Source organism: Sporosarcina thermotolerans (assembly GCF_030067815.1).
Lineage (GTDB): Bacteria > Bacillota > Bacilli > Bacillales_A > Planococcaceae > Sporosarcina > Sporosarcina thermotolerans.
In genome coordinates this window covers 393559-409262 of sequence record NZ_CP125968.1, presented here as the reverse complement: position 1 = coordinate 409262, position 15704 = coordinate 393559, and the positions used below count along the sequence as shown (strand labels likewise).

Sequence of the window (15704 nt, the reverse complement as noted above, 5' to 3'; positions counted from 1 at the left end):
GTTTTTTGTTACTTTGAATAGTCGGTCGAACCCATTCATATCTGTTTAACTGTGGTATAATAAAGCTAAGAAATCTATTGGGGTGAGGCGTAATGGGTGCATTAAGTAAAAATGTGAAAGAAGAACTTGCGAATGCCTTGAATGATAAAAATGCAGCAATGTTTGTTGCAGAAGGTAAACTGTTCTCTTTAGAAGTTCATGAACCGCCTTATATGGATGAAGAGTACGATGATTTAGTGAGGAATATCGAAACCTACCCAGAATTAAACGAATCACTCCAACGTTACTATGATAACCCTAACATGCAACGCTTTTCTGCAAAAAAGCTAAAGGAATTGCGGCATGAGAGAAGAAAATAACCAAAGTTATTCGGTTCATTTCACTGAAGAATTCAATAGATGTTTAGATCAAATTCAGACATTCTTTGCGGAACATGGGGAAGAAGTGCTTGAATGGTGGTTTTCCAAAGAGGACTACATGATTGATGAAATTGATCGATTGCTATCTTCTTTTCCGTATGTCGGCAGAATGGTTGAGCAGGGACCTTTTCAAGGCTTGCGTTGTCTTACATACGGAAAGAGCCGACATCGAATGCTAAATTACATTGTTTTTTATGCGGTTTATGAAGATAAAAAGGATATTGATGTTATTAACATTTTGCCAGCACGTTCAAAGCGGCAACGAATAAAATAGTCCAAGGGACAGGAAAGTAGATGGAACAATAAAAAACAGCCTGCACGTACCGGGAAGAATCGGTATGGGTGGGCTGTTTTTTTGCGCAAAATATGTTTTTGTAAAATAAAGGACGACCTCATGTCATATTCTTAAAATTTGTACCACTCGTTGGTTTTTTACCCCTGCCCCGTATTTTGATAATGATATGAGTTATTCCAGTAAAAAAGGGATGAAAAAATATTCAATATACTGTAGTAATCGCCTTTAAAAATACTCTTTTTTGGTTGCTTCGGTGTCAATGCATTTCTGCATCTTATATACGTTGTCTATATGGTGTAACCGTATTCCATAGTGCAATTACTATAAGACGAAGGGGCAATTTAGAAACATAGATACTTTAAGGAGGTATTTAATCTAGCAAAACCGGACTTGCTTGTACACAGCATTTTTGGCCTTTTATATATGGAATATATAAATCTTATTTCATTGATTACCGGAAAGTTAAATCTCAAAACTGCGGTGATGCTATTATATTCGGGGGAAGGTTGGCTGAATCACTATCTATATTGTTGACCACGAAGTTGGAACAACCAATCAACTAAGAAAAGCCAAATTTAACCGTATCCAATTTTTTAAACTTACTTCCTTTCTGATAATCTATTGGTGATTAATTCAATTACTAATTTATTACTTGTGTTTATTTTTCTGTATGTTATGATTTTATTGTATTTAATGAATATTGTACACAAATAGGAGTGGCTTTATAAGAAAAATACCTAATTATAATTACACTATTTCCGTCAAAGTCTATGGAAAACCAATAGTTAGAGGAGGAATTACAAGTTTATGAGAAAGTATTTATCAAAAGTTTTGGTAATCACCGCTTTGTCATTTGGACTGTCATTTGGAGCCTCATCTTTGACGTTTGCAGAACGATTAGATAATGGTGTTCCTGATTCTTCTATCCTTGAATCAGAAAGTTATGTTATTCCAGAAATAAATTCAGTTTCCCCTGACAAAAATGCCTTATTTACTACACAAACTGTTTCGCATAGAAAGCAATATCATAATTTATACGGGATTAATGTTGCAACTCAAATAGCTTATGTACAATGGACATATAACGGAAGCAATATATTAAGTTATGATGCGATTTGGCAAAGCCTTTCGACTGCAATTGGATATGGTTATACTAATGATTCAATTTCTGACAATTGGAACTTAAGAGGGGTCACCGGTGGTCAAGCCAATCAAAGTGTTGAATTTGATAGTGGAATTCCGACCCATGGGGACACGTCGGAGGTCCCAAATTTACAAGCAGAATAATTACATCAATTTATGGCGATGGCAGTTTCAGCGCATACTAGACTATTAAATTTAACCAGGACCGAGGAACTACAACTCGGTCCTTGTTAATTGCAGAAATAGAGGAGGAAAAAAAAAGATGAAAAAACATATTCTTGAAATAAATCAGCTAACGAAAAGTTATTCGAAACAATCTATTTTAAATAATATCAATCTTTTCCTTCAGGAGAAGGATGTATATGCTTTAGTCGGAAAAAACGGCTCGGGTAAAACGACTCTTCTATCTACGATTGCAGGCATTACCAAGCCGAACGCCGGTTCTATACATTTACAACAACCAGATATAGGCTTTCAATCTGTTAGCATTGCTTATCAATCCCCCTCGTTGTATCCTTACTTAAATTGTAAAGAGAATCTGTACTTGCTTACTAAAGAACCTTCTATTGCATTGGAAATCCTAAAAAGATTGAATCCATTGGACAACATACTTGTTAAAAAGGTCAAGAACTTATCATTTGGACAAAAACAACGTTTGGGCCTTGCAATAGCTCTTTCAAAAAGGGCAAGTCTATATTTATTGGACGAACCGTCTAATGGTCTTGATATAGAGTCTTATAATAATTTAATAAAAGTAATTAATGACATGTCGTCAAATGGAAGCACTTTTATAATCGCAAGTCACGAATGGGGTATTATAGAAGAATGTTGCAACCGATTGGGTGTAATTTTTAACGGAACAATTATTAAAGAGCTAAGAACGGAAAGAACTAAATTAACAACAATCCAATTGAAAACCCCAACTACTTTTACTTCTGAGGAATTTAATTCTATGGTTTTTTGTCCAATACGGGAATGGAGAGGAATTTATAATGGTCTTATAAAAGAGAGGGAAGTCATATGTTAGATTCCTATAAACGAGAATGGATAAAACTATTCAAGCATCCTTCTACTATCTGGCTGCTATTTTTTTTCTCCTTATTTATTGTTTACTCCTACGTTAGTGTAGGATTTCAATTTCAAAACCTATTTACCCTCTTTGTAGAAAATAGTATTTTCAATGAACAACAAACAATTGAGTATATTAGAAGATCAGATATCGATGAGCCGTTAGTTGCGCTTTTATATATAGTAAGTCCCTCAATGGCTATGACTTATTCACTGGCAGCCATTAATACAATTGGACCAATTGTTTTTTCGGTAACTGGCGCTTTGTTATTTGGGGTTGAATACCGTCATTCAACGATCCTACAGCTTTGGAATAGCGGGTTAACAAAGGTAGAAATACTTGTAGCAAAACTTTTTAGTTTATTATCTTTTGTAACATTTTTTATTATTATCTATATCATATTAGGCTTCATCATGAGTTATGTCACCCCTATAATATTCGATTTGCCAATGGGTTTAGTTTCTTCGAGGGTGGCAGTTAATTATAGCGTGACATTCCTACAGATTTCGGGAACAATTCTTAGTCTATTATTATGGGCGGTTTTCGCAGCATGCATAACCGTTGTAAGTAAAAGTCTTTCCTCAGGAATAATCGTCGGATTTTTTTATCCTATTATCGAGTCCTCTGTTATGCATAATTGGACAATTGGACAATGGTTTCCTTTGTTTGTACAGAAATCAATGCTTCCAATCTTATTTAAAGAGACAGCTTACGGTGGTATAGTATCATTCTATCCCATGCCTGATACATACACTTTAGCTGAGACATTTATAGGAGTTACAATTTACATTATACTACTAATATTTCTAATGTTGATCGTTTTGAGAAGGCAAAGGATTCATACTTCCAATTAACGAAACTACCCGGACAAAGGAGATTCCAATTGTCGAGTAAAGGGGTTCCCTTCGCAAAGTCATTGCCTCAGGAAATACTGACTATGCAAAAAGTCTGTTGCAAAACAAATAGCAAGTAGTTGATATACATGAACATACACGGAATAAATACAAAGAATACGTAAATTTCTTACAAAAGCAATGGCTTATTCCAATTAGAACACAGGCTTTTTGCAGGATTATACCCTAGGCTCTGTTACAGGGCGTAAAGGGGCCGTAGGAATTTGACAATAACAAAAGGTTATCAGAAGACTTAATATAACACATTACAGTGATGCTTCCTTAATTGTATTTTTGAAACCTAATCGCTACAGGTGGAACAGGATTTTACTGTGGACATGGTAAACCATAATAATGATATTACTAAAAAAATACTTAGGCAATTTAGTATTGTAAAAGCATAACTATCATCATTCAGCCCAATGAATTATGGCGACAAATTTTAATTGTACAGCATGCATTTGCACAGTATTCACAATAAAAAACAGCCTGCACGTACCGGGAAGAATCGGTATGGGTGGGCTGTTTTTGTTTTTTGGAAGTAGTTCCGGCAAATAAGTTTAAAAGGATTCCGAAAAAGCAAACCCCTGCAGTTTTAGAATCGTTTACTATATAGGGAAAGGGGTTGAAGCTGTGACAGGCACTAATGAATTAAAAGAATTAATGTTTCAATACACGGAGTATTTAATACGACTCGCTTATTATTACGTGAAAGATCTACAAGCAGCAGAAGATATTGTGCAGGAAGTATTCATAAAATTTTACAACAACCAGCATAAATACGAAGAACAAGGCGAAGTAAAGGCCTTTTTAACGAAAATGACTGTGAATAAAAGCAAAGACTATTTGAAGAGCTGGGCCTATAGAAAAATGCAATTGGTAGACAAATTTTTTCCGTCAGAGACCACAAAGGGTTCAGATGATTTGGTTAGAAAAGATGAAGAGACAATAATCGGAGAAGCAATCCTTCAATTACCATTGAAACAACGAGAGGTCCTCATATACTTCTATTTTCACGAAATGACTATCGTTGCGATTGCAAGTCTTTTGGCCATTCCTGAAAGTACAGTAAAAACCCGATTGCGACGCGGTAGGGAGCTATTAAGAAATCAGCTGAAAGGAATTGAATGGGAGGTGCTGTTAAATGGATAAATTCATTCCTACTGAGGTGAAGGATTTAACGGAAAGTAAAAAAAGGGTTATGCGAAACGTTTTGAATGAAGTCCAAAATAGATCAAAGAAACCCAAACATAACTGGAGATATGTCGTAATTGCCGCTGTAGTAACAATGAGCGCAATGTTTTTTGTCTTAAGCGAAGTATTGACTGAAAATGAACCTTCTGTAGCCGAACAACCGTCTCCAACGGAACTAGACATAGATTTCTCAAAACCTGAATTCTCCGAAGAACAAGGGTTATTTTATCTTGATGGCGTAACGTTAGGTGACTCAAAGTCAAAAGTAATCGAAGTCTTTGGTGAGAATTTTACGATCGTGCAAGAGGATGACAGTGAAGCGGACGTTATATTGGATTATGAAGGCCTAGCGAAATTCTCTTTTATTGAAGATAAATTAGATTCAATCGTATTCATGAATGTAGATGAAGATTACCTTATTAAATTATTTAATGACTATGACGGGTTTAAGTTTATAGACTTCCACATTTATGATGATCGTTTTTTCTACTCCAATGGGACCAATCAAATAGTAAGGGCATCACCGCAGCCAATTAACGAAAATCTATCCTTGACACTATCCAATGCAGAACCGCACTGGGAAAAAAAAATAGCGGAAAATCTATATAAGGCACAACAGAATATTAATAATCAACACATTTCTCCAATCAATACGGATATAGATTTCGCTAAACCCACATTTACTGAAGAGGAAGGTTACCTGTATTTTCATGGAGTAACATTAGGCGACTCACCATCAAAAGTAATTGAACTATTGGGTGATAATTATATAATTGGGCAGGCTGATGGAAGTGGATCTGATTTCCTCCTAAATTATGATAGGCTAGCGAGTTTCCATTTTTATAATGATAAATTAGACTCGATTGTATTAATAAAAGTAGATAAAGAGTACTTTGACGCATTATTTAATCATTATGAGGGATTTAAATTTATATATTCAGGGCGTGAGGATGATAACGATCGTATTATCTACTCAGAGGAGACGTATCAAGTAATGAAAGCAACAACACAAACTCCTAATAAAGAACTTTATTTATATATAGGTTATCCTGGCCCGGAATTATGGGATAATCCAGAAATGAAAGGTATTCCGAATCCCTGGGAACAACCTTAAGCGTATGAATCCTGAAAATTTATCTGATTTTACGAAACAAGAAAGTATCTTTTTAAACAACCAATGGAATTGGACAGGTGAAGGAAGCGGATGCTTCATTACCTGTTTTTTTGTTGTCTGAAATACGCATAAATCGATGTATCTGCGCATAAAAAGTTGCAAAAACGCATAATTATTTTTTATGCGTAATTTTGGGGATTTATGCGCGATTCGTATGAGGTTATGAGTAATTTATAAGATTTATGCGTTTTCGGACTAAAAAGCGACGGTTATTTTATGATGTGCAAGGAATTCAGTATTTGAAGTGCTTCGTTTTAGTTGATGGTATACTAAAAGTCGAATAAACATCGAAAGAGGCGCGGTTATGTCTTCAGCTGATTGGAATATGAAAACGTTCATGAAAGGTGCGTCGATTTTGACGATATCGGCGATTGTCGTCAAATTACTGGCGGCGGTGTATCGGATTCCGTTCCAGAACCTTGTGGGCGATAAAGGATTTTATATTTACCAGCAAGTTTATCCTTTCATTGGAATTTTTATAGTTTGGACTTCGTACGGGTACGCGGTGGCAGTATCGAAGCTGTTAGCGGGAAGTAGGAGTAAGGGTGAATCGAAAGCGGTTATGCGAATTGCGTTCATTTACTTGGCGGGATTGTCTTTGACGTTCTTTACGATCTTAATGGTGTTTGCACCGTTTTTCGCAAATGCGATGGGGGATTCGGAGCTTGTGACGCTGCTTCGGGCGGGGGCATATATCGTGCTTGTCATGCCGATGCTTGCAGTATTGAAAGGTTCATTCCAATCGGATGGTCGGATGACGCCGGTTGCGGTATCAAATGTCGGCGAGCAGGCGTTGCGGGTGGCGATTATCCTTATTGGTACATGGACTGTGATGCGGGCGGGCGGTTCTCTTTACAAGGCTGGCGAAATGGCTATGTGGGGGGCTGTTATAGGACAGGCGTTAGGTGTTGTCATTCTTGCCCTATTTTACAGAAATGCTTATAAAGGACCGCTTGTGCAGGTGGATACATGGCGCGTCGTTAAGGAATTAACGTTTGTTAGTTTAAGTGTCAGCGCAAGTTCACTCATTCTGCTGATGTTCCAAATGGCGGATTCATTCACCGTATACAATATTTTGCTTGCGAAAGGATATGTCGCGGACGCTGCAATGGAAATGAAGGGCGTCTATGACCGTGGGCAGCCGCTCGTGCAAATGGGGATTTTAATCGCTTCGACATTGGCGCTTGCGATTGTCCCGTTGATATCCCATCATGCAGCCAAAAAAAGCGGACGAGGGGCGGAGCCGTTTATTCAACTGACGTTCAGGACGGCTTTCCTTTTCGGCTGGGCAGCAGCGGTTGGTCTTGCACTCGTTTTGCCATATGTGAATGAAATGTTATTTGAGACGCGGGAGGGGTCTGTTGCGCTGATCATTTTCTCCTTTCAGATTTTTTGGCTGTCGCTTATTTTGCCGTTGACGGCAATCTTACAAGGGGCGGGGAAGGTGAAAGTGCCGACATTATTGCTTTTCGGAGGACTACTTGTAAAGGTCATTGCAAATCAATTGCTCATTCCGTATTTTGATGTGACTGGCGCGGCAGTCGCCGGGAATATCGGTTTTGCGGTAATTACATTCGGGCTTCTCCTTTATTTCAAAAGAGTGTGGCCCGTACGTCTGGCACCCTTCCGTTTTTACGGATGGTTATTGAGCGCAGCAGCGGCAATGATTGCGGTCATCATTCCATGGATGCTGGTCGCAGATCAATTTTTATTCGACAATGTATCGTCAAGAATCGGCGCGACGTTGACAGCATTGACGGCAGTTTTGTTGGGGGCAGGCGTTTTCCTGATTGTTGTGATGAAATCGCGTATAATGGCGGAGAAGGAATGGTATTTGTTGCCGTTCGGAAGAAGATTGGCACGCGTGCAATTATGGCTAATTAAAAATAGAAGGTGAATGGATGAATACAATTACGATTATCGGACTTGGTGCCGGTGACCTTGATCAATTAACTATAGGAACATACCGCAAGCTGAAGGCAGCGGAATACGTCATTGCAAGGACGGACCAACATCCCGCGGTTGCGGAATTGCGGTCGGAAGGCGTAGAAATTGAAAGTTTTGATGCAGTTTATGTAGAAAATGATGAGTTTGAGCGAGTATATGAGGAAATAACAGCGAAATTAATTGCTATGGCTGAAGAGAGGGCGGTCACTTATGTCGTCCCAGGGCATCCGCTTGTGGCGGAGCGCACGGTGCAATTATTGATTGAAAAAGAACGTGAAGGGATTGTGCGGCTTGAAATTGTAGGGGCAACAGCTTCCTCGATCCGATTTTTGCGGCATTGCGAATTGATCCAATCGAAGGGTTTCAGTTGTTGGACGGCACGGATATAGCACGCGATGACGTGCAAATGACTCAGCATGTGTTGATTGGACAAGTTTATGATGCGTTTGTCGCTTCTGATGTGAAGCTATCACTCATGGAAAAGTACGCATTCGATCACCCGGTGACGATTGTGACAGCGGCGGGCTCTTCATTGGAAAAGCTCCGAACTGTACCGCTGTTTGAGTTGGACCGGGAAACGGAAATTGACAATTTGACGACGATTTACGTGCCTCCAGTCATTGAACGGGAGGGGCGTCTGAAGGAATGGTCGACATTCAGGGAGATCATTGCGGCGTTGCGCGCTCCGGACGGTTGCCCGTGGGACCGCGAACAGACACATGAATCGTTGAAGCGTTATTTAATCGAGGAAGCACATGAATTATTGGAAGCGATTGATCAAGAGGACGATGAAGGGATTATCGAGGAGTTAGGCGATGTTCTGCTTCAAGTGTTCCTGCATGCGCAAATTGGTGAAGACGATGGCTATTTTGCGATGGAAGACGTTTTGCAGTCAATTGGTGAAAAAATGATCCGTCGTCACCCGCATGTATTCGGTGATTGCAACGTGGAAAATTCAGATGAAGTTTTAAAGAATTGGCAGGAAATCAAGAAGGCAGAGAAGCCGCAAGTTGACTCGCTGTTGGATGGGCAGGCACGTCATAGCTCATCATTGCTCACTTCTTTTAATTATCAAAAAGAAGCGGCAAAAGTCGGGTTCGATTGGCCTGATATCGGTGGGGCATTCGATAAATTCGAGGAAGAATGGCAGGAATTCAAGGCCGAAGTGGAGAATGGTACGAAGGAGAGCCAGACGGATGAGTTGGGGGATGTCTTGTTTACAATCGTCAACTTATCAAGGTTCTTGAAGCTGTCTCCAGAGGAAGCGATGGCGCATGCGAATGAGAAATTCAAACGTCGCTTCTCGTTTGTCGAGCAAAGCGTGCGGGAAGGCAGGGCGAATTCTCCGCCTATACGTTAGATGAACTGGATGGATTTTGGCAACAGGCGAAAGAGGGGGAAAAGAAATGAGACTGGATAAATTCTTGAAAGTGTCGCGGTTGATCAAAAGACGGACGCTTGCGAAGCAAGTGGCAGACCAGGGTCGTATCACGATTAATGGAAAATTGTCAAAGGCATCATCGGTTGTGAAACCGGGTGACGAGCTCGCTATCCGATTTGGACAAAAAATCGTTACGACGAAGGTCGAGATGCTGAAAGAATCGACGAAGAAGGAAGACGCGGCAATGATGTATACGATTTTGAAGGAAGAAAAGCTTGAAAAGGTGGAACCAGAGTTTATTGATGATGAGGATTGAGTGAATTAAGCAGTCGGGGTGCGTGAGAGCATTCCGGCTGTTTTTTGATTTAATGTAATGCTTGTTTAATCACGCTGGGGTCCATTCTTCGCCATTCAGGGTCCATTCTTCCGCATTAGGGTCCATTCTTCGCCATTCAAGGTCCATTCTTTCGCGTTAGGGTCCATTCTTCGCCATTCAAGGTCCATTCTTTCGCGTTAGGGTCCATTCTTCATCGTTCAAGGTCCATTCTTTCACGCCAGAGTCCATTCCTCGCCATCGCGGGAGCACATCAATAAAAAGTTTGTCCACATTCCAACATGACAGTGATTTTTCCTGTCATGTTTTTTTATTTGCCCGCATAGGATGGCAGTGAACGTACAAGCAAAGGAGGAATAGTATATGCAAATCCAGACGGATAGTCCAACATACGCAATTCCATCGGGGGATCATGTCGTCACGATGAGAAACAGAAAACGAATGGATCTTACATCTGTAAAAACGATCGACCGGTTTGACCAAGAGGAGTTTATCGTCCGGACATCTCAAGGAATTCTAGTAATTCGTGGGGAGGAGCTGCGCATCGTCCATTTGGATGTCGACAAAGGGCTTCTTACTTTGGAAGGGACGATTGGCACGATGCAATATGACGAAGAAGAGACAGGTTCACGTAATTTCCTCCATAAATTATTTGGATGAGTCTTTCCGTACAGTTTCTTAGTCTGCTTGCAATGATTGGGACGGGCATCGGTGCCGGAGTTTTCATGGATTTGATCGGAACGGGTATCGATGCAACCGGCAGACGGTCGATTATAAGGAAATATGGTGTTTTCCTTGAAGTGATCGGTTGGATCATAGTTGGCTGTGCATCGTTTTACATTCTATTTTTAGTAAGGGACGGAGCATGGAGGATGTATGATCCAGTTGCCCAGATTTGTGGCATGTTGCTTTATGCATCGATTTTCCACCGTCCTTTCAGATTTTTTGGTAGGCTTTTCAATATGTTGATTTTGAAGCCAATTGTGTTTGTCATTGTCTTAATCTATAAAGTCATTCGACAAATTTTCAGGATAATTTTCAGGGTGCTGATGTTCCTTTTGAAGCCTTTTTTCTATCTTTACGATAAAATCTATGAATCTCTCTTTAAAAACAGTGAGAAATGATGTATAATTTATTGACCTATCAAATTTCGAACTGTAATGAGGGAGAGTGCAGACATGGAGCAAAGGAAAAGGAAACCATCCGCAACCGTTGCATCGATTGAAACTGATTATGTCCGCTCGTTGCGTAAAAAGGAAATTTGGAAAAACAAGCAAAAGAAGCGGCTCCAGAAAAAACTGTTTATCTACGCTGTAATTGCGTTTGTATTATTCGGTGGTTTAACGAGTATGTATATTCAGCAAAAACAGACCTTGCAGGATAAAGAGTTGGAGAAGAAAGAAATGCTTGCACAGTTGGAACAGGTGAATGAAGAACAGGATCTTCTTAAAAAACAGCTTGTTAAACTGGATGATGAAGAATACATTGCAAAGTTAGCTCGGAAAGAGTACTTTTTATCTGATGAAAATGAAATCATCTTTTCAGTGCCTGAAAAAAAGAAGAAAAGTGATGAAAAAGATGACGGAAAAGAGTAGTCTTATTGACACTCTTTTTTTGTTGGCTATAATGAAAGTAAGGATCTTGCAAATGCAAGACTCGCCATATGGTAAAAAGGCTTCTGAAATAGGGGTCGTTTAAATCTTAAGGAGGAGCATTTTTTTTATGTCAATTGAAGTAGGCAGCAAGTTACAGGGGAAAGTTACAGGGATCACAAACTTCGGTGCGTTCGTCGAACTACCGAACGGTTCAACTGGTCTCGTCCATATCAGTGAAGTGGCGGACAATTATGTTAAGGATATTAACGACCACCTAAAAGTAGGCGACATGGTTGAAGTGAAAGTGATGAATGTCGGCACGGACGGTAAAATCGGGTTATCGATCAGAAAAGCGAAACCTGAATCTGAGCGCCCTCAACGCCCTCAACGTCCTCGTCACAGCGGTGGCCGTTCAAGCAACAACGAGCGTCCTGAGAATTTTGAGCAAAAAATGGCGAAATTCATGAAAGATAGTGAAGAACGCCTTACAACTTTGAAAAGAGCAACAGAATCTAAACGCGGTGGCCGTGGCGCAAGAAGAGGGTAACTTGCTGGCTGTTTTAATTCGTAAAAATGAAACTCATATAAGCGATCTGGCATCTATTAAGATGCCGATCGTTTTTTTTTGTGCTATTTTGCGGAAATGGGTACTTATTTTGCGGAAATGGGTACTTATTTTGGTTAAAGGAGAAGATATGTGGCGGAAAGGAGAACTCTTTTGGGTTAAAGGAGAAGTCATGTGAGGGAAAGGAGAACTCTTTTGGGTTAAAGGAGAAGTTATGTGGTGGAAAGGAGAACTTCTCGTGAGTAATTGAGAAGACTAACGAAGTGAAAAAAGAAAAACCCTTTTCATGGAGTACAAAGGATTTCAAGTCTGCTGCATCGAATAGAAGACATTAGAAAAAGGAGGAGAGTTGAAATGAGCAAATCTGAAATAATAAAAGACCTAACAAAGTACATCGATTGGATTGATTCGCTGCAAACATTGTCAGAACAACAGGCGAATGCGCCGTATCAAGAAGGGAAATGGTCGCCGAAAGAGATTCTTATGCATATGGCGGAATGGGATCGATTTACTGTCGAGGAAAGATTGCCTGAAATGCAAGAAGGCAATGTATTAAAGAATGTGCCATTTGAGCCGTTTAATAAAGAAGCCGCAAGACTTGCAAATGAAAAGACATTTGAAGAGATTAGGAACTATGCAAAGGAACAGCGCGAAAGAATACTAAAGCAACTGCAGTTAGTTGATGAAACGGATTGGATAAAAGAGTTTAAAATAGGAAATCATTCAATGTCGATAAAGCAGTATTTTGCGGATTTTGTTTGGCATGATTCGCATCATAAGGAACAAATCGAGTCGGTTCGCAAGGATGAGGAGATTTATTTGGAGTCTTAATGAAGTATTGGATTTATGCGTGAGTTCTTGAGTTTATAAGTAATTGGAGAAGTTTATGCGTGTATAGGAAAAGTTATGCGTATCTATCGCACTTTATGCGTTTTTGCAGTGATTTTTTCGTTTTTTGCTAAAAAAAGCGGTCTGTCATTAGACAGACCGCTTACTTTTCGTTTATGGCGGCAGAGGGGATCGAACCCCCGACCTTACGGGTATGAACCGTACGCTCTAGCCAGCTGAGCTACGCCGCCGTTATTTAGGTCATTCATCTGAACGACAATCATTATAATACATGCCATTGAACCATCTGTCAACCTATCGTTGAAAAATAGAATAATTCTACGGAACACGTCGAAATGTTTTTATAGGTGCTTGTCAGGAACAGACAAAATCTTCGGAACAATCTATGTATACTGAGGGGCAAGTAGACATAGGGGAATGTGGAGATGAAGATGGTAAGCAATCTTGAAAGGCCGTTCGTGCAGCAGATTCGCCATACTCTGGAATCAGTGGGGAATCGGAAGATGTATATACTCATGGCGATTTTCTTTTTAGCGAGTACATTTTTCTTGTCGCAAGCTGTGTTATTTGATGCGGCGGTTCCGTTTTTCTTGCCTATTTGGGCATTGGCGCAGGCGCGATTCAGGAAACATCTCATTTATGTATTTATCGGGGGAATGGCTGGGGGAGCCTTTCTTGGGTTAGGACAAGCAGTGATCTACTTATTGCAATTACTGCTATTCAATGTAGTGAGCAAGCATCCACTTACTCGGAAGTCTATTCCGCTGACAGTGGCGGGAACGATTATAGTTGTTCAGGTGCTTTGGCAGTTTATCATGTACAGCGGGCAACCGCCTGTCAATGTTCAGTTGACCATCGGATTTGAGGCGATACTGGCATTGTTCATGACATTCTTCCTTTTTGTCGCCTTTCCACATAGAGAACGGATCTTTTTGGCCAATGGTCGCCGGAGCGGCTTGGGGCTGTTTGTATCGTCGGCATTATGGCGACAACGGGAATGGGGAATTTAATGGTTGGACCGATTTCAACTTCGGGACTACTGCTTCATCTTACCATCCTACTTGCTGCATCGGCGGGGGGACTGCCGTTTTCAACGACTATTGCAATGATGATTGCCGCAATTGCGGGTGTTGCGGAATTATCGTTTACAGGCATGATGGCTGTGTATGGAATGACCGGATTTTTTGCAGGTGCGTTAAGTCGGCTCGGGAAATTGGGAATAGCGACAGGAGGTTTTGCTGTATCTGTCTTTTTCCTGTTATATGATTTGACGTTGCCGCTTGACACATCCCACTTTCTTACAATTGGCCTTGCGACGTTTCTATTTTTCTTAATCCCAACCAAGAAAGTCGAGCCAATTACCCGGATGATTACACCAGGACAACAGGATCTATCGGTGAAACGGCAAAAGTGGCTGACAAGTCGGTTGGACGATCAATTATCAGACTTTCAGCAGTTTGCAGAATTCATGTCAAACCTTGTCAATGATCGTTTTGCCTCGGATGACGCCAATGCGACACAGCCGATTCCTTCGATTTGTCAGTCGTGCTTCCGCTATTCAAAATGCTGGGAAGGGAATGGGGAAGGGATGCCTCGACTTCTATATGAATGGGAGACAACCTACTCAGCGACAAAGAAAGCAGCCCGTCACCGTGTTGAGGAACGGATCAAATATAAATGTATCCGCTCTTCGGGCCTGATAGCAGAGCTTGAAGAACAGGCTGCAAATCATCTATTAATGGGACAACTCCAACATGGAAGGAAGATGCTTGCGTTACAATTAAGAGATATGAGCAATCATTTGGAAAAGATAATGAACGATATTAAAGGGGATCTCACTGTTAATCATCTTGCGGAGGAGGAATTAGGGAAACATCTACAATCTCAAGGAATTGAGTTTTATCAGATTGACATTTTATCAGAGGAGAAGGGTGCTTACAGGATTGTCATTTCAATTCCGGAGAAACGCTCAGACTTTGAAACGGATACGACAGTGGCGGAACGTTTAATATTGCCCTTATTGGAGGAGGTTTATCAGGAACCATTTAAAGTGGAGAAAACGTCAGTGCTGCAAGATCCTTTTCCACATATTCAACTCATTTTCAGTTCGGCAGTCCGTTTTTCATTGGAATACGGGGTTGTTGCGACTGCAGGGGGCGGGACATTCCACGCAGGGGATGCTTATGAGGTTTTCCCGATTCACGACGGTCTGACCGCTGTTCTGCTATCGGACGGTATGGGACATGACATGAATGCTTATAGGGAAAGTCGAAAAGTGATCCGACTTATGAGGGAGTGTCTGGACCGGAAGATGGATCCGGAAACAGCGATGCATACTTTGCATTATATGATGTCGTTGAATGGGTTGGATGACATGTATGCGACGTTGGATTTGGCGTTGATTGATCTACAAGATGGAAGGTTGTGGTCGTGGAAGGCCGGATCGATGAGTACGTATATTAAACGAGGCCAGGATTTTCTCCGCCTTGACAGCAAGTCAGTTCCAGTTGGGTTCTTGCCGTCATTCTCAGTAGAAGCAAAAAATGAAGAATTAAAATCCGGGGATGTTATTGTTATGCTGACGGATGGTGTATTCAATGGAAAGGTTACAATTGAAAAGCAGGAGGAAGCACTTTATGGAATACTGGAAAAGTATCAGCATCTTTCCTGTGAGCCGTTAGCTGACCGTATTATGTCCGAAATGGAAAGGAAGTTTGGTGTTGTTGCGGATGATCGAACTGTTCTTGTCATGAAAGTCGATCACGTCTTGCCAAAATGGATGACTATAAAACCGGTGAACCGACCGATTTCCCGAGAAAAAGTTTTGCGCTAAAATAGATTCATGT

General features: G+C 40.6%; 17 protein-coding genes, 1 tRNA gene and 1 pseudogene. 18 read left to right on the top strand and 1 reads right to left on the bottom strand.

Annotation, left to right across the window (positions count from 1 at the left end; translation table 11 throughout):
• Positions 1-92 precede the first annotated feature (92 nt).
• The 16 genes and pseudogenes from QNH10_RS02360 to QNH10_RS02285 all read left to right on the top strand — a co-directional run bounded on the left by QNH10_RS02360 (position 93) and on the right by QNH10_RS02285 (position 12840).
• Positions 93-359: a hypothetical protein gene (locus tag QNH10_RS02360; RefSeq protein ID WP_283733379.1), complete on the top strand. Its 267-nt coding sequence runs from the start codon at positions 93-95 to the stop codon at positions 357-359.
• Positions 343-693 (top strand): type II toxin-antitoxin system RelE/ParE family toxin, encoded by a 351-nt coding sequence (locus tag QNH10_RS02355; RefSeq protein ID WP_283733378.1) that lies wholly within the window; start codon positions 343-345, stop codon positions 691-693. The genes QNH10_RS02360 and QNH10_RS02355 overlap by 17 nt, the downstream gene beginning before the upstream one ends.
• An 828-nt stretch (positions 694-1521) precedes the next feature.
• Positions 1522-2001, top strand: coding sequence for a hypothetical protein (locus QNH10_RS02350; protein ID WP_283733377.1), 480 nt, complete (start codon positions 1522-1524; stop codon positions 1999-2001).
• Positions 2002-2119: 118 nt separating this feature from the next.
• Positions 2120-2884 (top strand): ABC transporter ATP-binding protein, encoded by a 765-nt coding sequence (locus QNH10_RS02345; RefSeq protein WP_283733376.1) that lies wholly within the window; start codon positions 2120-2122, stop codon positions 2882-2884.
• Positions 2878-3780 carry an ABC transporter permease gene (locus QNH10_RS02340; protein WP_283733375.1) on the top strand — a complete coding sequence of 301 codons (903 nt, stop codon included), beginning with the start codon at positions 2878-2880 and terminating at the stop codon, positions 3778-3780. Before QNH10_RS02345 ends, QNH10_RS02340 begins: the two co-directional genes overlap by 7 nt.
• Before the next feature lie 672 nt (positions 3781-4452).
• Complete coding sequence (locus QNH10_RS02335) at positions 4453-4971, top strand: sigma-70 family RNA polymerase sigma factor (RefSeq protein WP_283733374.1); 519 nt, start codon at positions 4453-4455, stop codon at positions 4969-4971.
• Entirely contained in the window at positions 4964-6127 is a 1164-nt protein-coding gene (locus QNH10_RS02330; protein ID WP_283733373.1) for a hypothetical protein, read from the top strand. The genes QNH10_RS02335 and QNH10_RS02330 overlap by 8 nt, the downstream gene beginning before the upstream one ends.
• A gap of 364 nt (positions 6128-6491) precedes the next feature.
• Entirely contained in the window at positions 6492-8084 is a 1593-nt protein-coding gene (locus QNH10_RS02325) for a putative polysaccharide biosynthesis protein (RefSeq protein WP_283733372.1), read from the top strand.
• 4 nt (positions 8085-8088) lie between these two features.
• A pseudogene (gene yabN / locus QNH10_RS02320) lies at positions 8089-9544 on the top strand (bifunctional methyltransferase/pyrophosphohydrolase YabN).
• Positions 9541-9831, top strand: a complete 291-nt coding sequence (locus tag QNH10_RS02315) for an RNA-binding S4 domain-containing protein (protein WP_283733371.1) — start codon at positions 9541-9543, stop codon at positions 9829-9831. The pseudogene yabN and the gene QNH10_RS02315 overlap by 4 nt, the downstream one beginning before the upstream one ends.
• A gap of 381 nt (positions 9832-10212) precedes the next feature.
• Positions 10213-10509: a sporulation protein YabP gene (gene yabP / locus QNH10_RS02310; protein ID WP_283733370.1), complete on the top strand. Its 297-nt coding sequence runs from the start codon at positions 10213-10215 to the stop codon at positions 10507-10509.
• Positions 10506-10973 (top strand): spore cortex biosynthesis protein YabQ, encoded by a 468-nt coding sequence (gene yabQ, locus QNH10_RS02305; RefSeq protein ID WP_283733369.1) that lies wholly within the window; start codon positions 10506-10508, stop codon positions 10971-10973. The genes yabP and yabQ overlap by 4 nt, the downstream gene beginning before the upstream one ends.
• Before the next feature lie 54 nt (positions 10974-11027).
• Positions 11028-11444: an FtsB family cell division protein gene (locus tag QNH10_RS02300; protein ID WP_283733368.1), complete on the top strand. Its 417-nt coding sequence runs from the start codon at positions 11028-11030 to the stop codon at positions 11442-11444.
• Between the two features lie 127 nt (positions 11445-11571).
• Positions 11572-11991: a S1 domain-containing RNA-binding protein gene (locus tag QNH10_RS02295; protein WP_283733367.1), complete on the top strand. Its 420-nt coding sequence runs from the start codon at positions 11572-11574 to the stop codon at positions 11989-11991.
• A complete protein-coding gene (locus tag QNH10_RS02290) occupies positions 11972-12187 on the top strand; it encodes a hypothetical protein (protein ID WP_283733366.1) in 216 nt (71 codons plus the stop codon). Before QNH10_RS02295 ends, QNH10_RS02290 begins: the two co-directional genes overlap by 20 nt.
• Positions 12188-12363: 176 nt before the next feature.
• Positions 12364-12840 (top strand): DinB family protein, encoded by a 477-nt coding sequence (locus tag QNH10_RS02285; protein WP_283733365.1) that lies wholly within the window; start codon positions 12364-12366, stop codon positions 12838-12840.
• A gap of 174 nt (positions 12841-13014) precedes the next feature.
• Here QNH10_RS02285 and QNH10_RS02280 read toward each other — a convergent pair.
• A tRNA-Met gene (locus QNH10_RS02280) sits at positions 13015-13088 on the bottom strand.
• 195 nt (positions 13089-13283) lie between these two features.
• Between QNH10_RS02280 and QNH10_RS02275 the strand changes: the two genes are divergently transcribed.
• The gene (locus tag QNH10_RS02275; protein ID WP_283733364.1) at positions 13284-13868 is read left to right on the top strand and encodes a hypothetical protein; all 585 of its coding nucleotides are present in this window, start codon (positions 13284-13286) and stop codon (positions 13866-13868) included.
• Entirely contained in the window at positions 13856-15691 is a 1836-nt protein-coding gene (locus QNH10_RS02270) for a SpoIIE family protein phosphatase (protein ID WP_283733363.1), read from the top strand. Before QNH10_RS02275 ends, QNH10_RS02270 begins: the two co-directional genes overlap by 13 nt.
• The last annotated feature ends 13 nt before the right edge of the window (positions 15692-15704 follow it).

Excerpts from the sequence above, each read along its gene's own strand:
- QNH10_RS02360 (WP_283733379.1), top strand. The coding sequence starts at position 93 with ATGGGTGCATTAAGTAAAAATGTGAAAGAAGAACTTGCGAATGCCTTG.
- QNH10_RS02355 (WP_283733378.1), top strand. The coding sequence starts at position 343 with ATGAGAGAAGAAAATAACCAAAGTTATTCGGTTCATTTCACTGAAGAA.
- QNH10_RS02350 (WP_283733377.1), top strand. The coding sequence starts at position 1,522 with ATGAGAAAGTATTTATCAAAAGTTTTGGTAATCACCGCTTTGTCATTT.
- QNH10_RS02345 (WP_283733376.1), top strand. The coding sequence starts at position 2,120 with ATGAAAAAACATATTCTTGAAATAAATCAGCTAACGAAAAGTTATTCG.
- QNH10_RS02340 (WP_283733375.1), top strand. The coding sequence starts at position 2,878 with ATGTTAGATTCCTATAAACGAGAATGGATAAAACTATTCAAGCATCCT.
- QNH10_RS02330 (WP_283733373.1), top strand. The coding sequence starts at position 4,964 with ATGGATAAATTCATTCCTACTGAGGTGAAGGATTTAACGGAAAGTAAA.
- QNH10_RS02325 (WP_283733372.1), top strand. The coding sequence starts at position 6,492 with ATGTCTTCAGCTGATTGGAATATGAAAACGTTCATGAAAGGTGCGTCG.
- QNH10_RS02315 (WP_283733371.1), top strand. The coding sequence starts at position 9,541 with ATGAGACTGGATAAATTCTTGAAAGTGTCGCGGTTGATCAAAAGACGG.
- yabP (WP_283733370.1), top strand. The coding sequence starts at position 10,213 with ATGCAAATCCAGACGGATAGTCCAACATACGCAATTCCATCGGGGGAT.
- yabQ (WP_283733369.1), top strand. The coding sequence starts at position 10,506 with ATGAGTCTTTCCGTACAGTTTCTTAGTCTGCTTGCAATGATTGGGACG.
- QNH10_RS02300 (WP_283733368.1), top strand. The coding sequence starts at position 11,028 with ATGGAGCAAAGGAAAAGGAAACCATCCGCAACCGTTGCATCGATTGAA.
- QNH10_RS02295 (WP_283733367.1), top strand. The coding sequence starts at position 11,572 with ATGTCAATTGAAGTAGGCAGCAAGTTACAGGGGAAAGTTACAGGGATC.
- QNH10_RS02285 (WP_283733365.1), top strand. The coding sequence starts at position 12,364 with ATGAGCAAATCTGAAATAATAAAAGACCTAACAAAGTACATCGATTGG.
- QNH10_RS02275 (WP_283733364.1), top strand. The coding sequence starts at position 13,284 with ATGAAGATGGTAAGCAATCTTGAAAGGCCGTTCGTGCAGCAGATTCGC.
- QNH10_RS02270 (WP_283733363.1), top strand. The coding sequence starts at position 13,856 with ATGGGGAATTTAATGGTTGGACCGATTTCAACTTCGGGACTACTGCTT.